Source organism: Pseudomonas sp. RIT623 (assembly GCF_004519305.1).
Lineage (GTDB): Bacteria > Pseudomonadota > Gammaproteobacteria > Pseudomonadales > Pseudomonadaceae > Aquipseudomonas.
The window spans coordinates 26675-39659 of sequence record NZ_SOZA01000044.1 but is presented as its reverse complement, the minus strand read 5'-3'; the positions used below and the strand labels follow the sequence as shown (position 1 = coordinate 39659).

Below are 12985 nucleotides of genomic sequence, written 5' to 3'. Positions count from 1 at the left end.
GAGCAAACGAAAAAGCCCAGTCGTTTTCGACTGGGCTTTTTCGTTTCAATAATGGTCGGGACGGAGTGATTCGAACACTCGACCCCTTGCACCCCATGCAAGTGCGCTACCGGGCTGCGCTACGCCCCGACAAGGCGGTTCTCAATGCTGCCGAGAACGAGAAGAAATTTACCCTAACCTTTTGATTAATGGAAGCTTTTTTTCAAAAAACTTTCCATTCATCGGCTTTGGTCACTTCTTGAGCACCACCAACACATCCTCCAACTCCGCAATCATCTGCCGAATCAGCTGCTTGTACTGGCTGGACTCATCCTTGACCTCATCACTGGAGAGCCGTAACCGCGCCCCGCCAATGGTAAAGCCTTGGTCATACAGCAAAGCGCGGATCTGGCGGATCATCAGCACGTCCTGGCGCTGATAGTACCGCCGGTTGCCACGGCGCTTCACCGGGTTGAGCTGCGTGAACTCCTGCTCCCAGTAGCGCAGCACGTGCGGTTTTACCGCACAGAGCTCGCTGACTTCACCGATGGTGAAGTAGCGTTTGCCCGGGATGGGGGGCAGCTCGTCGTTATGGCTTGGTTCCAGCATAGGCCTCTACCCGGGCTTTCAGCTTCTGCCCTGGACGAAAGGTGACGACGCGGCGCGCGGTGATCGGGATCTCTTCCCCTGTTTTAGGGTTGCGGCCCGGCCGCTGGCGTTTGTCGCGAAGGTCGAAGTTGCCGAAACCGGACAACTTGACCTGCTCGTTGTCTTCAAGCGCGTGCCGAATTTCTTCGAAAAACAGCTCGACCAGCTCCTTGGCCTCACGCTTGTTAAGCCCCAGCTCCTCGTACAGCCTTTCGGCCATCTCAGCTTTCGTCAGAGCACCCATGCCGTTATTTCCTTAACGTGGTGTTCAACCTTTGTTCAAGCGAGGTGAGGATGGTTTGCAGGGTTTCATTCACCTCATCGTCGTTAAGAGTGCGCGATGGATGTTGCCAGGTCAAGCCGACCGCCAGGCTTTTTCTATCAGGATCAATGCCTTTACCCTGGTAGACGTCAAACAGCCTGAGGTCTGTGAGCCATTCGCCCGCATTGTCACGAATTACTTCAAGCACCGAGCTAGAAGCTACATCACGTCCTGCGATCAAGGCCAGGTCACGACGGGTTTCCGGGAACTTGGACAGCTCGCTGAACTTCGGCAGGCGGCCTTCGACTACATCGCCGAGCACCAGCTCGAAGACGAACACCGGGCGGTCGAGGCCGAGGGTCTTGGCCAGCTCGGGGTGGATCGCGCCGAGGTAACCGACTTCCTTGCCGTCGCGCTCGATGCGGGCGGTCTGGCCGGGGTGCAGGGCCGGGTGCTTGCCGGCGGCGAAGGTGAAGTCGCTCAGGGCACCGGAGTAACCCAGCAGGGCTTCCACGTCGGCTTTGACGTCGAAGAAGTCGATGCTGTCGCGGCCGTTGGCCCAGCCTTCCGGCAGGCGGCTGCCAGTGACGACGCCAGCGATCATCGGTTGCTGCTTGAGGTCACCGAGCTGGCCGACGAAGCGCAGGCCGCTTTCGAACAGGCGCACGCGGTCTTGCTGACGGTTGAGGTTGTGCTGCATGGCCTTGACCAGGCCCGGCCACAGCGAGGCGCGCATGGCGGCCATGTCGCTGGAGATGGGGTTGGCCAGCAGCAGCGGCTCGACGCCTGGGGTGAACAGCTCGAACAGTTTCGGGTCGATGAAGCTGTAGGTGATGGCTTCCTGGTAGCCGCGGGCGACCAGCAGACGGCGCAGGTTCGGCAGCTCGCCGCGGGTTTCCGGGCGGGCTTGCGGGGCCAGGCGGGCCTGCGGGTAGCGGACCGGCAGGTTGTTGTAGCCGTACAGGCGGGCCAGCTCTTCGATCAGGTCGACTTCCAGGCTGACGTCGAAGCGGTGGCTTGGGACGGTGACCGTCCACTGCCCTGCCCCGTTTGCGCTGGTTTTCAGCTCCAGAGCGTTGAGCAGTTGCTCGACCTGGGCGGCGTCCATCTCCATGCCAAGCATCTGGGTGATGCGTTCGGCGCGCAGGGTGATCGGCGCGATGTTCGGCAGGTGCTGCTCGCTCACGGTCTCGACTACGGGGCCTGCTTCGCCGCCGACGATCTCGAGGATCAGGGCGGTGGCGCGCTCCATGGCTTCACGGGCCAGTTGCGAGTCCACGCCGCGCTCGTAGCGGTGCGAAGCGTCGGTGTGCAGGCCGTAGGAACGGGCCTTGCCGGCAACGGAAATCGGCTCGAAGAAGGCGCTTTCGAGGAACAGGTCGCGGGTCTTCTCGGTGTTGACGCCGCTGTGCTCGCCACCCATCACGCCGGCAATGGCCAGGGCGCGGGTGTGGTCGGCGATCACCAGGGTGTCGGCGCGCAGGGCAACTTCCTGGCCGTCCAGCAGGACGAGCTTCTCGCCCTCTTCGGCCATGCGTACGCGGATGCCACCGTTGATTTCGGCGAGGTCGAAGGCGTGCATCGGCTGGCCGAGCTCGAGCATCACGTAGTTGGTGATGTCGACGGCGGCGTCGATGCTGCGCACGTCGCTGCGGCGCAGGCGCTCGACCATCCACAGCGGGGTCGGCTTGCTCAGGTCGACGTTGCGGATCACGCGGCCCAGGTAGCGCGGGCAGGCGGCCGGGGCGCTGACTTCGACCGGGCGCACTTCGTCGTGGGCAGCCGGTACGGCTGGCACCACCGGGCGGGTGACCGGCACGTCGTACAGGGCGCTGACGTCACGGGCCAGGCCAGCGATGGACAGGCAGTCGCCGCGGTTCGGGGTCAGGCCGATCTCGATGCTGGCGTCGTCCAGGTTCAGGTACTGACGGATGTCCTGGCCAACCGGGGCGTCGGCGGCCAGTTCCAGCAGGCCGTCGTTCTCTTCGCTGATCTGCAGCTCGGCAGCCGAGCAGAGCATGCCGAAGGATTCGACGCCGCGCAGCTTGGCCTTCTTGATCTTGAAGTCGCCCGGCAGTTCGGCGCCGATCATGGCGAACGGGATCTTGATGCCTGGGCGGGCATTCGGGGCGCCGCAGACCACCTGGAAGGTCTCTGCGCCGTTGCTCACCTGGCACACGCGCAGCTTGTCGGCGTCCGGGTGTTGTTCGGTGGTGAGGATCTCGCCCACCACGATGCCGCTGAACTGGCCGGCAGCGGGGGTCACGCTGTCGACTTCGAGGCCGGCCATGGACAGGCGGGCGACCAGTTCGTCACGGGAGACTTGCGGGTTTACCCAACCGCGCAGCCACTGTTCACTGAATTTCATGCTGTTCTCCTGAAAGTTGCGTCGATTGGGCCTAGCGGAATTGAGCCAAGAACCGCAGGTCGTTGTCGAAGAACAGACGCAAATCGTTGACGCCATAGCGCAGCATGGCCAGGCGCTCGGCGCCCATGCCGAAGGCGAAGCCCTGGTACTCTTCCGGGTCGATGCCGGACATGCGCAGCACGTTCGGGTGGACCATGCCGCAGCCCATCACTTCCAGCCAGCCGGTCTGCTTGCACACGCGGCAGCCCTTGCCGGAACACATCACGCACTGGATGTCGACTTCGGCGCTCGGCTCGGTGAAGGGGAAGAACGACGGGCGGAAGCGCACGGCCAGTTCTTTCTCGAAGAACACCCGCAGGAACTCTTCGATGGTGCCCTTGAGGTCGGCGAAGTTGATGCCGCGATCGACCAGCAGGCCTTCGACCTGGTGGAACATCGGCGAGTGGGTGATATCCGAGTCGCAACGGTACACACGGCCTGGGCAGACGATGCGGATCGGCGGCTGGGTGCTTTCCATGGTGCGCACCTGGACCGGCGAGGTGTGGGTGCGCAGCAGCATGTTGGCGTTGAAGTAGAAGGTGTCGTGCATCGCCCGGGCCGGGTGGTGGCCGGGGATGTTGAGCGCTTCGAAGTTGTGGTAGTCGTCTTCGACCTCAGGGCCTTCGGCGATGCCGTAGCCGATGTGGGTGAAGAACTGCTCGATGCGCTCGAGAGTACGGGTGATCGGGTGCAGCCCGCCGGTGGTCTGGCCACGGCCTGGCAGGGTCACGTCGATGCATTCGGCGGCCAGGCGAGCGTTAAGCTCGGCCTCTTCAAAGGCGGCCTTGCGTGCGTTGAGCACGTCGGTAACGCGTTCCTTGGCGTCGTTGATCAGCGCGCCGACCTTGGGGCGCTCTTCGGCTGGCAGGTTGCCCAGGGTCTTCATCACCTGGGTCAGCTCGCCTTTCTTGCCGAGATATTGGACCCGGATCTGTTCCAGGGTAGTGATGTCTTCAGCGCGTTCCACGGCCTCGAGGGCTTGGGCGACCAGCGCGTCCAGGTTTTCCATGTACAGACTCCAGATACGAAAATAGGGGAAGAGCTTTTGAAGGCTCTTCCCCTATCCGATGACGTTTTACACCCGACGGCGCAGGCGCCGCCGGATGATTGTCGTGGGTACTTAAGCCAGTACGGCTTTAGCCTTCTCGACAATCGCAGCAAACGCCGCTTTTTCGTTCACTGCCAGATCAGCCAGAACCTTGCGGTCGATTTCGATCGACGCTTTTTTCAGGCCAGCAATCAGACGGCTGTACGACAGACCGTTGGTGCGGGCACCGGCGTTGATACGAGCGATCCACAGTGCGCGGAACTGACGCTTCTTCTGGCGACGGTCGCGGTAGGCGTATTGGCCTGCCTTGATGACCGCTTGCTTGGCAACGCGGAATACGCGCGAGCGTGCACCGTAGTAGCCTTTAGCCAGTTTCAGAATTTTTTTGTGACGCTTACGAGCGATAACGCCGCGCTTAACACGAGCCATGAGTAACTTCCTCTATCTTAACCAGAATTAACGAACGCGCAGCATGCGCTCGACTTTTGCCACGTCAGACGGGTGCAGCAAGCTGGCACCGCGCAGTTGACGCTTACGCTTGGTCGACATTTTGGTCAGGATGTGGCTCTTGAAAGCGTGCTTGTGCTTGAAGCCGGAAGCCGTCTTCAGGAAGCGCTTCGCAGCACCGCTCTTGGTTTTCATTTTTGGCATGTTGGAACTCCGCATTCGAATAAAAATTACACAATAATCATCAGGCCTGCCGTGCCCGGGAGATTACTTCTTCTTTTTGGGGGCGATGACCATCATAAGCTGGCGTCCTTCCATCTTCGGATGCTGCTCAACGGTGCCGTATTCCACGAGGTCAGCTTCGACCCGCTTCAACAGCTCCATGCCCAGCTCCTGGTGGGCCATCTCACGGCCGCGGAATCTCAGAGAGATCTTGGCCTTGTCCCCATCGCTAAGGAAACGTACCAGGTTGCGTAGTTTTACCTGGTAATCCCCTTCTTCCGTCCCTGGACGAAACTTGATTTCTTTGATCTGGATCTGCTTCTGGTTCTTCTTGGCTTCGTTGGCCTGCTTCTTCTTCTCGAAGAGGTGCTTGCCGTAGTCCATCACCTTGCAGACGGGCGGTACCGCGTCTGCAGAGATTTCCACCAGATCCAGCTTCGCTTCATCAGCGATACGCAGCGCTTCATCAATCGAGACGATGCCAATCTGCTCGCCGTCAGCACCAATTAACCGAACCTCGCGTGCCGAGATATTCTCGTTGATCGGGGCTTTCGGTGCAGTTCGTTTATCGTTTCTCATTTCACGCTTAATAATCTTTACTCCGATTCTTGGCGACCACGCCGGGAAACCGCTTGCGACAGCAGCTCAGTGAACTGCGCGACGGGCATCGAGCCCAGGTCTGCGCCTTCACGGGTGCGCACAGCGACGGTTTGCGTTTCGACTTCGCGATCCCCTATAACCAAAAGGTAAGGGACCCGCAGCAACGTATGCTCGCGGATTTTAAAGCCGATCTTCTCATTTCTCAAGTCCGACTTGGCACGGAATCCGCTACCGTTCAGGGCTTTTTCCACCTCGAGGGCGAAATCGGCCTGTTTGTCGGTGATGTTCATGATCACGGCTTGGGTCGGGGCGAGCCAGGCCGGGAACACGCCAGCGTAATGCTCGATGAGCATGCCGATGAAGCGCTCGAACGAACCGAGGATGGCGCGGTGCAGCATTACCGGGCGAACTCGGCTGTTATCTTCGGCGATGTAGCTGGCATCCAGGCGCTCTGGAAGGTTCGGGTCGTACTGCAGGGTGCCGCACTGCCAGTTACGGCCGAGGCAGTCGCGCAGGGTGAACTCGATCTTCGGACCGTAGAACGCGCCCTCGCCCGGCTGGTATTCCCACTCCAGGCCCGAGTCGTTCAGGGCATCGGCCAGGGCGCCTTCGGCGCGATCCCACAGCTCTTCGGAACCCACGCGCTTGGCCGGACGGGTCGACAGCTTCATGGCGACGTCGGTGAAGCCGAAGTCCTTGTACACATCCAGGGTCAGCTTGATGAAGTCGGCAGCTTCCTTCTTCACCTGCTCCTCGGTGCAGAAGATGTGCGCATCGTCCTGCACGAAGCCACGCACGCGCATGATGCCATGCAGCGCGCCGGACGGCTCGTTGCGGTGGCAGGCGCCGAACTCGGCCAGGCGCAGCGGCAGGTCGCGGTAGGACTTCAGGCCCTGGTTGAACACCTGCACGTGGCACGGGCAGTTCATCGGCTTCACCGCGTAGTCACGGCTTTCCGAGGCGGTGGTGAACATGTTCTCGGCGTAGTTGGTCCAGTGGCCGGAACGCTCCCAGAGAATACGATCGACCACCTGCGGGGTCTTGATCTCCTGGTAGCCGTTCTCGCGCTGCACTTTACGCATGTACTGCTCGAGCACCTGGTACACGGTCCAGCCATTGGCGTGCCAGAACACCATGCCCGGTGCTTCTTCCTGCAGGTGGAACAGGTCGAGCTGCTTGCCGATCTTGCGGTGGTCGCGTTTTTCGGCTTCTTCGATGCGCTGGATGTACGCCGCCAGCTGCTTCTTGTCGGCCCAGGCGGTGCCGTACACACGTTGCAGCTGTTCGTTCTTGGCATCGCCACGCCAGTAGGCGCCGCTGAGCTTGGTCAGCTTGAACGCCTTGAGGAAGCGGGTGTTCGGCACGTGCGGGCCACGGCACATGTCGACGTATTCTTCGTGGTAGTACAGGCCCATGGCCTGTTCATCGGGCATGTCCTCGACCAGGCGCAGCTTGTAGTCTTCGCCACGCTGGGTGAACACCTCGATGACATCGGCGCGCGGGGTCATCTTCTTGACGACGTCGTAGTCCTTCTCGATCAGCTGCTGCATGCGCTTTTCGATGGCGGCGAGGTCCTCGGGGGTGAAAGGACGCTCGTAGGCGATGTCGTAGTAGAAACCTTCATCGATCACCGGGCCGATCACCATCTTGGCGGTCGGGTACAGCTGTTTCACGGCGTGGCCGATCAGGTGGGCGCACGAGTGACGGATGATCTCCAGTCCCTCTTCATCTTTAGGGGTGATGATCTGCAGGGTGGCGTCGTGGTCGATCTTGTCGCAGGCATCGACGAGCTTGCCATCGACCTTGCCGGCCAGGGTGGCCTTGGCCAGGCCCGCGCCAATCGAAGCGGCGACTTCGGCTACGGATACCGGCTGGTCGAACGTGCGTTGACTGCCATCGGGAAGAGTAATTACGGGCATGGCGCCTCCTCTCCTAGTGGTGACCCCTACCAAAGGTCACGTGGGTTGGGATGAGCCAGTACAAGATCCGCCCTGCCTTTCCCGCGGGAAAGCCTGCCTCACAGTGGCAGAGACCTTTCGGCCTGCCAGGGACGAACCAGAGTGACTGGAAGGTATAAAGAGAAATGCGCCCGCACAGGGCGTGGCGCAAGGGAGGCATGCTAGCACGGGGCTAGAGCGGCCGGCAGAAATATTTGGAATTTACGCCTTGGCGGTGAACTCTTGCGGAAAATTTCCTATCAGACTTTCTGAAGCAACCTACTCTTGATGAGACTATTAACCAAGGAGTGTCCGGTTATGCGACTTCAGTCCCTTCTGGCTGCCTGCGCCGCGAGCGCCCTGCTGCTGCCCCTGACTGCCAACGCAGGCAATTTCCCCGCCGGCAAGGAAGCGTCCTATATGGCACAGTGCCAACAAGTGGCGAGCGGCCAAGGCGTGGATGCGGCGACAGCCAAGAAGCACTGCGAGTGTGGTGCCCAAGCCATCAAGAAGAATTTCAACGACAAGGAGATCGAGGACCTCGACAGCCAGGACGGCGTAGACGCCAAGCTGATGCAGAAGGCCCAGCAGGTGGTCCAGGCCAGTTGCAAGCCAAAATAGGCCGGTTTTTCCGGCTACCCGTCGCATCTTTTGCCTTGGATCAACATCCTGCGAAGGTAATAGGCGCTAGATGCGAAGAATTAGACTATAGTGTCGTCGGTGCCACTGAAGCTTAGGCGACACTGCACCCCGATAAAAAATCATGTTTCTGGAGATTCACCCCATGTCCAATCGCCAAACCGGCACCGTCAAGTGGTTCAACGATGAAAAAGGCTTCGGCTTCATCACTCCTCAAGGCGGCGGCGACGACCTGTTCGTACACTTCAAGGCCATCGAAACCGACGGCTTCAAGAGCCTGAAAGAAGGCCAGACCGTTTCCTTCGTTGCCGAGCGCGGCCAGAAGGGCATGCAGGCTGCGCAGGTTCGTCCGGAGTAATTTCGGATAGCTGTAAAAAACCCGCCACTTGTGGCGGGTTTTTTTATGGGCTGTCAGAACAATGCAGCCCCTTTGTAGGAGCGGCCTTGCGCCGCGAAAGGGCCGCAAAGCGGCCCCGGCGATCTGTGTTGTGGCGACGAACTTGGGGCCGCTGCGCGCCCCTATCGCGACACAAGGCCGCTCCTACAAATGGGCCAATTCTGGGCTTGGATCAGCCGCAGTTCACACGCGTGACCACACCCTTGTCGTCGACGTTCAGGTTGAGGCGCTCGGAGCGGTATTCCAGGGTGATCACATCATGCGGCGTGAGGATGCGCGCCATTTGCGAACCGCTGGCCTTGCGCGCCTGCTCCAGCAGCGCAGGGCTGGCCGGCTTGCCGATGGTGAAGTCGGCGCCACTGGCTTCGCAGCGGCCGTGGTTGTCGGCCGGGGCGGCGGGGGCGCTGCTGCCACCCGAAGAGCCGCCGGTGCTGCAACCTGCCAGGACGGAAGCCACCAGCAGGGTCGCCAGGGAAGCGCGGGTACGGAACATGAATCCTCCTAAATCGATCTGGGAACTGCACTATCGGACAGTTCCACCAACTGTTTGTTGCAAAACCGCACAATTCTGCCTGACCGCGGCGCTAGACGCGAAACGCAATCGTGACTGAATTTTGCACCAAACCTGCGGTTCGGCCCCGCCCGGTGCTTATGCTTAAGTCGCAGGGCCCCTGCGGCAAAGGCATGATTTACTGCAAGAAGCGGAGCGCGAAACAGCCTCCCCTTCGAACGCCAGGACGCGGTATTCGACCTATCCCCAAGGCCCCAGCGAGAACCGCCCCATGAGCAGCCACAGCATCGATGCCGATATCAAGGTCAAGTGGGACGAGGGACAGAGCGCCTACAGCCCCAGCACCCCCGAAGAGCTGATGCTGATTGCCGTCGACCTGCTGGTGCGCGATCGCGGCGGTGAGGCAGCGCGCAGCTTCATCGAACAGGTGCTCGAGCGCCACGCGCCACTCGAGGCTATTGCAATCGGGCCAGGCGCGCACTGAGCAGGTCGAAGAAGCCCTGGGCATCGCCCTCCTCGATCCAGGTCACGTTGGCCGGCTGCTTGAGCACGCCGTACCAGTCGGCCACGGTCTGGCCGAAGGTCGGGCCTTCGCGGCTGTCGACCAGCATATGCACCTGCTTGCCCTTGAACAGCTCGGGCTTGAGCAGGTAGGCGATCACGCTGGCATCGTGCACCGGGCCGCCAGGCATGCCGTAGTTGTCCATGTCGAACTTGATGTAGGCGTTGAGGATATCCACCACCAGCTTGCTGGCCTTGTTGTTCACTGCCGCCAACTGTTCAAGGCGAGCGTCGCTGGTGAGCACCTTGTGGGTCACGTCCAGCGGCAGGTAGGTGAGCTTGACGCCGCTGCCTAGCACCACTTCGGCGGCATGGGGGTCGGCGTAAAGGTTGAACTCCGCCGCCGGGGTGATGTTGCCGCCGTTGAAGTGCGCGCCGCCCATCACCACCACTTCCTTGATGCCGCTGACGATCTCGGGCTTCTGGATCAGCGCCAGGGCCAGGTTGGTCTGCGGGCCAAGCATGGCGATGGTGATGCTGTGAGGCTCGGCGGCGCTCAGGGTGTCGATCAGGTACTGCACCGCATTGCCTTTGGCCAAGGGTTTCTTCGGCTCGTGCACCTGCACGCCGGTCAGGCCTTCCTCGCCATGCACGTTGGCCGCGTAGATCGGCGTACGCACCAGTGGGCGCCCTGCCCCGGCATACACCGGGATGTCTTCGCGGCCGCCCCACTCACGGGCCAGGCGGGCATTGCGCGAGGTCTTTTCCAGGCGCACGTTGCCAGCGACGGTGGTAATGGCGCGCATCTTCAGCTCTTGCGGCGAGGCCATGGCCAGCAGCAGCGCCACCACATCGTCGGCACCGGGATCAGTGTCGATGATCAGGTCGCGCGGGGCGGCCATGACAGAGGTAGCAGCCAGCGCGGACATGAGCACGGCTCCTTGGAGCAAGGTTTTCAGGGACATTCAGCACTCCTTGTTGCTAGGGGATGGATTCAGGGGCGGCCGCTTCGCGATCTATCACAGGCGCAGCCCTTGCGTTCGGTCTAGAAGGTAACGCCAGCCACCAGGGCAATATTGCTGTAGGGCCTGCACTCCCCCGTACGCACCACGGCCCGCGCCTGGCGGCACAAGCCCTTGAAATCGGCATGGCTCATCACCCCGCGCTGGCCAAGCTCGCCACGGGCATGCAACTGCTCGAGATCCGCCAAGGCCGGTGGCGCGGCCTGGAACACTTCCTCGGCCAGCACATGGTGCTCCACCTGCATCTCGCTGAGCACCGCGCGCAGGACACTGGCGAAGGTCGGAATACCGGGCGTCAGCGCCAGGTCGATCAGTTCCACCCCCGCCGGCACTGGCAACCCGGCATCGCCAATCACCAGGATGTCGCCATGCCCGAGCCCGGCGATGGTACGCGACAGGGCGATATTCAGCAGCGCGGTCTTTTTCATGGTGCCAGCTCCTTTAGGTACGGAATCGACGGCTGCGCGCCGACACGGGTCACCGACAACGCGGCTGCGCGCTGGCCAAAGCCGATCGCCTCATCCTCGGGCAGACCACATGCCAGACTGGCGGCAAAGCCACCAACGAAGGTATCGCCTGCCGCGGTGGTATCCACCGGCTGCACGCGAGGGGCCGGAAAATGCCGGCTGCCAGCGGCATCGACCAGTAACGCACCCTGGGCGCCGAGGGTGACGATCACCTTGCCCGCGCCCATCTTGCGCAAGCGCTCGGCGGCACGCCGGGCGCTGTCCTGGTCGTTGACCTGCAGGCCGGACAGGGCCTCGGCTTCGCTCTCGTTGGGAATCAGGTAATCGATATGGGCGAACCATTCCGCCGGCAGTGGGCCACTGGCCGGTGCCGGATTGAGGATCACCGTCTTGCCCAGTTCACGGCCACGGGCCAGGGTCCAGGCCACGGTTGCGGCAGGCACCTCCAGCTGGCAGATGATCACCTCGGCCTGCTGCAGCAGGCTGTCGAAACGGCGCACCGACTCAGGCCCAAGCAGGCCATTGCCGCCAGGAATGATCACGATGGCGTTCTGGCTGGCGGCATCCACCACGATCAGCGCCACGCCGCTGGAAACCCCGTTGCACACGCCAACCCCTTGGTAGTCGATGCCCTCCACCTCCAGGGCGCGACGCAACTGCTGGCCATAGGCGTCTTCACCGACATTGCCGATCATCGCCACGCTGGCGCCCAACCGGGCTGCCGCCACTGCCTGGTTGGCGCCCTTGCCGCCAGGGGCGGTGAAGAAGCTTTCGCCGGGCAAGGTCTCGCCGCCACGGGGCAAGCGCTGGGCGCGGGCCACCAGGTCCATGTTGAGGCTGCCGACCACAACCACCTTGGCATTCATGGTTATTCCTTACCGGTAATCGTTGAACAGGTCCGGGCGCGGCCCGGTGGACTCACGCAGGACGATGCGCGGGGCGACGATGCGTTGCTCGGCCTCGCCGCGGCTGGGTGTGCCGATGCGCGACAGCAACAGGCCGGCAGCGTTTTCGCCCAGCTCGCGGATCGACTGGCCGACCGTGGTCAGCGCCGGGTACACGTAGCGGCTCAGCTCGATATCGTCGAAGCCAATCACCGACAGCTCGCCGGGTACATCGATATTGCGCTCGGCGGCGGCGCGCAGCACACCGAAGCCGATCATGTCGTTGCCGGCGAAGATCGCCGTGGGCCGTTCGCCATCGAGCAGGCGCGCCGCCGCGGCATGGCCGCCGGGGCTGGTGAAATCGCTGTGCAGCACATGGCCGGCGGCAATGGGCGCACCCGCCTCGGCCATGGCCCGGCGAAACCCGGCCAGGCGCAGCTGGCTGACGCCGGTATCGACCGGGCCGGCGATGGTGGCGATCTCGCGATGGCCAAGCTCCAGCAGATGGCGGGTGGCGAGGTAGGCACCCTGCTCGTGATCGATGCGCACCAGGTCGGCGGCCACGCCATCCAGGGCGCGGTCGACGATGACCATTGGCGTGCGCACGCCGCCGAGGCTGGCAAGCAGGTCCTGGTCCTCGCCCACCGAGGCGACGATCAAGCCGTCGATGCGCTTTTCCAGCAGCACCCGCAGGTAGCTGCGCTGCTTCTGCGGGTTGTCGTCGGAGTTGCACAGGATCACGCAATAACCATTGCGCTCACAGGCGTCCTCGATCCCCCGGGCCAGCTCGGCGAAGTACGGGTTGACGCTGTTGGGCACCAGCAAGCCGATGGTGGCGGTGCTGCGCGCCTTCAGCGAGCGGGCCACGGCGCTGGGCACGTAGTCGAGCTCGGCGATCGCCGCCTCGACTTTCAGCCGCACCGGCTCGCTGACCGGGCGGGTCTTGTTCAATACATGGGACACGGTGGTATAGGAAATACCCGCCAGTGCCGCGACGTCTTTAATGGTAGCCAT

At 62.3% G+C, this 12985-nt stretch carries 16 protein-coding genes and 1 tRNA gene; 3 read left to right on the top strand and 14 right to left on the bottom strand.

Annotation, left to right across the window (positions count from 1 at the left end):
* Nucleotides 1–52: 52 nt before the first annotated feature.
* The 9 genes from E3U47_RS22045 to thrS form a co-directional block, all read right to left on the bottom strand.
* A tRNA-Pro gene (locus E3U47_RS22045) sits at nucleotides 53–129 on the bottom strand.
* Nucleotides 130–231: 102 nt separating this feature from the next.
* Entirely contained in the window at nucleotides 232–588 is a 357-nt protein-coding gene (locus E3U47_RS22040) for a MerR family transcriptional regulator (RefSeq protein WP_023629031.1), read from the bottom strand.
* Nucleotides 569–871 carry an integration host factor subunit alpha gene (gene ihfA, locus E3U47_RS22035; protein WP_009394049.1) on the bottom strand — a complete coding sequence of 101 codons (303 nt, stop codon included), beginning with the start codon at nucleotides 869–871 and terminating at the stop codon, nucleotides 569–571. The genes E3U47_RS22040 and ihfA overlap by 20 nt, the downstream gene beginning before the upstream one ends.
* A 4-nt stretch (nucleotides 872–875) precedes the next feature.
* Nucleotides 876–3257 (bottom strand): phenylalanine--tRNA ligase subunit beta, encoded by a 2382-nt coding sequence (gene pheT / locus E3U47_RS22030; RefSeq protein WP_134693709.1) that lies wholly within the window; start codon nucleotides 3255–3257, stop codon nucleotides 876–878.
* A gap of 31 nt (nucleotides 3258–3288) precedes the next feature.
* Nucleotides 3289–4305, bottom strand: a complete 1017-nt coding sequence (pheS, locus tag E3U47_RS22025) for a phenylalanine--tRNA ligase subunit alpha (RefSeq protein ID WP_023629191.1) — start codon at nucleotides 4303–4305, stop codon at nucleotides 3289–3291.
* A 111-nt stretch (nucleotides 4306–4416) separates the two neighbouring features.
* The gene (gene rplT / locus E3U47_RS22020) at nucleotides 4417–4773 is read right to left on the bottom strand and encodes a 50S ribosomal protein L20 (RefSeq protein ID WP_003250671.1); all 357 of its coding nucleotides are present in this window, start codon (nucleotides 4771–4773) and stop codon (nucleotides 4417–4419) included.
* Nucleotides 4774–4800: 27 nt separating this feature from the next.
* Nucleotides 4801–4995 (bottom strand): 50S ribosomal protein L35, encoded by a 195-nt coding sequence (gene rpmI, locus E3U47_RS22015; protein ID WP_003250667.1) that lies wholly within the window; start codon nucleotides 4993–4995, stop codon nucleotides 4801–4803.
* A gap of 63 nt (nucleotides 4996–5058) precedes the next feature.
* Entirely contained in the window at nucleotides 5059–5592 is a 534-nt protein-coding gene (infC, locus tag E3U47_RS22010) for a translation initiation factor IF-3 (RefSeq protein WP_046857825.1), read from the bottom strand.
* Between the two features lie 17 nt (nucleotides 5593–5609).
* A complete protein-coding gene (gene thrS / locus E3U47_RS22005) occupies nucleotides 5610–7532 on the bottom strand; it encodes a threonine--tRNA ligase (RefSeq protein ID WP_134693708.1) in 1923 nt (640 codons plus the stop codon).
* Between the two features lie 336 nt (nucleotides 7533–7868).
* Here thrS and E3U47_RS22000 point away from each other — a divergent pair, with 336 nt between their 5' ends.
* Together E3U47_RS22000 and E3U47_RS21995 are read left to right on the top strand one after the other, a co-directional pair.
* On the top strand, nucleotides 7869–8171 hold the full coding sequence (locus E3U47_RS22000; RefSeq protein WP_134693707.1) for a hypothetical protein: 303 nt from the start codon (nucleotides 7869–7871) through the stop codon (nucleotides 8169–8171).
* Nucleotides 8172–8334: 163 nt separating this feature from the next.
* On the top strand, nucleotides 8335–8547 hold the full coding sequence (locus E3U47_RS21995; RefSeq protein WP_110993890.1) for a cold-shock protein: 213 nt from the start codon (nucleotides 8335–8337) through the stop codon (nucleotides 8545–8547).
* A 211-nt stretch (nucleotides 8548–8758) separates the two neighbouring features.
* On the opposite strand, the gene E3U47_RS21990 is transcribed toward E3U47_RS21995, so the two are convergent.
* A complete protein-coding gene (locus tag E3U47_RS21990; RefSeq protein WP_134693706.1) occupies nucleotides 8759–9079 on the bottom strand; it encodes an I78 family peptidase inhibitor in 321 nt (106 codons plus the stop codon).
* A 289-nt stretch (nucleotides 9080–9368) separates the two neighbouring features.
* Between E3U47_RS21990 and E3U47_RS21985 the strand changes: the two genes are divergently transcribed.
* A complete protein-coding gene (locus E3U47_RS21985) occupies nucleotides 9369–9581 on the top strand; it encodes a hypothetical protein (RefSeq protein WP_134693705.1) in 213 nt (70 codons plus the stop codon).
* Here the strand turns inward: E3U47_RS21985 and E3U47_RS21980 are convergent.
* From E3U47_RS21980 to E3U47_RS21965, 4 genes are all read right to left on the bottom strand, one after another.
* Entirely contained in the window at nucleotides 9553–10563 is a 1011-nt protein-coding gene (locus E3U47_RS21980; RefSeq protein ID WP_134693704.1) for a nucleoside hydrolase, read from the bottom strand. The genes E3U47_RS21985 and E3U47_RS21980 overlap by 29 nt on opposite strands.
* Before the next feature lie 80 nt (nucleotides 10564–10643).
* Nucleotides 10644–11048 carry a D-ribose pyranase gene (gene rbsD, locus E3U47_RS21975; RefSeq protein WP_134693703.1) on the bottom strand — a complete coding sequence of 135 codons (405 nt, stop codon included), beginning with the start codon at nucleotides 11046–11048 and terminating at the stop codon, nucleotides 10644–10646.
* Complete coding sequence (gene rbsK, locus E3U47_RS21970; RefSeq protein WP_134693702.1) at nucleotides 11045–11953, bottom strand: ribokinase; 909 nt, start codon at nucleotides 11951–11953, stop codon at nucleotides 11045–11047. Before rbsK ends, rbsD begins: the two co-directional genes overlap by 4 nt.
* A gap of 9 nt (nucleotides 11954–11962) precedes the next feature.
* Nucleotides 11963–12985 (bottom strand): LacI family DNA-binding transcriptional regulator, encoded by a 1023-nt coding sequence (locus tag E3U47_RS21965; protein ID WP_134693701.1) that lies wholly within the window; start codon nucleotides 12983–12985, stop codon nucleotides 11963–11965.

Coding starts and splice junctions, on each gene's coding strand:
- E3U47_RS22040 (WP_023629031.1), bottom strand. CDS start 588: ATGCTGGAACCAAGCCATAACGACGAGCTGCCCCCCATCCCGGGCAAA.
- ihfA (WP_009394049.1), bottom strand. CDS start 871: ATGGGTGCTCTGACGAAAGCTGAGATGGCCGAAAGGCTGTACGAGGAG.
- pheT (WP_134693709.1), bottom strand. CDS start 3,257: ATGAAATTCAGTGAACAGTGGCTGCGCGGTTGGGTAAACCCGCAAGTC.
- pheS (WP_023629191.1), bottom strand. CDS start 4,305: ATGGAAAACCTGGACGCGCTGGTCGCCCAAGCCCTCGAGGCCGTGGAA.
- rplT (WP_003250671.1), bottom strand. CDS start 4,773: ATGGCTCGTGTTAAGCGCGGCGTTATCGCTCGTAAGCGTCACAAAAAA.
- rpmI (WP_003250667.1), bottom strand. CDS start 4,995: ATGCCAAAAATGAAAACCAAGAGCGGTGCTGCGAAGCGCTTCCTGAAG.
- infC (WP_046857825.1), bottom strand. CDS start 5,592: ATGAGAAACGATAAACGAACTGCACCGAAAGCCCCGATCAACGAGAAT.
- thrS (WP_134693708.1), bottom strand. CDS start 7,532: ATGCCCGTAATTACTCTTCCCGATGGCAGTCAACGCACGTTCGACCAG.
- E3U47_RS22000 (WP_134693707.1), top strand. CDS start 7,869: ATGCGACTTCAGTCCCTTCTGGCTGCCTGCGCCGCGAGCGCCCTGCTG.
- E3U47_RS21995 (WP_110993890.1), top strand. CDS start 8,335: ATGTCCAATCGCCAAACCGGCACCGTCAAGTGGTTCAACGATGAAAAA.
- E3U47_RS21990 (WP_134693706.1), bottom strand. CDS start 9,079: ATGTTCCGTACCCGCGCTTCCCTGGCGACCCTGCTGGTGGCTTCCGTC.
- E3U47_RS21985 (WP_134693705.1), top strand. CDS start 9,369: ATGAGCAGCCACAGCATCGATGCCGATATCAAGGTCAAGTGGGACGAG.
- E3U47_RS21980 (WP_134693704.1), bottom strand. CDS start 10,563: ATGTCCCTGAAAACCTTGCTCCAAGGAGCCGTGCTCATGTCCGCGCTG.
- rbsD (WP_134693703.1), bottom strand. CDS start 11,048: ATGAAAAAGACCGCGCTGCTGAATATCGCCCTGTCGCGTACCATCGCC.
- rbsK (WP_134693702.1), bottom strand. CDS start 11,953: ATGAATGCCAAGGTGGTTGTGGTCGGCAGCCTCAACATGGACCTGGTG.
- E3U47_RS21965 (WP_134693701.1), bottom strand. CDS start 12,985: ATGGCTACCATTAAAGACGTCGCGGCACTGGCGGGTATTTCCTATACC.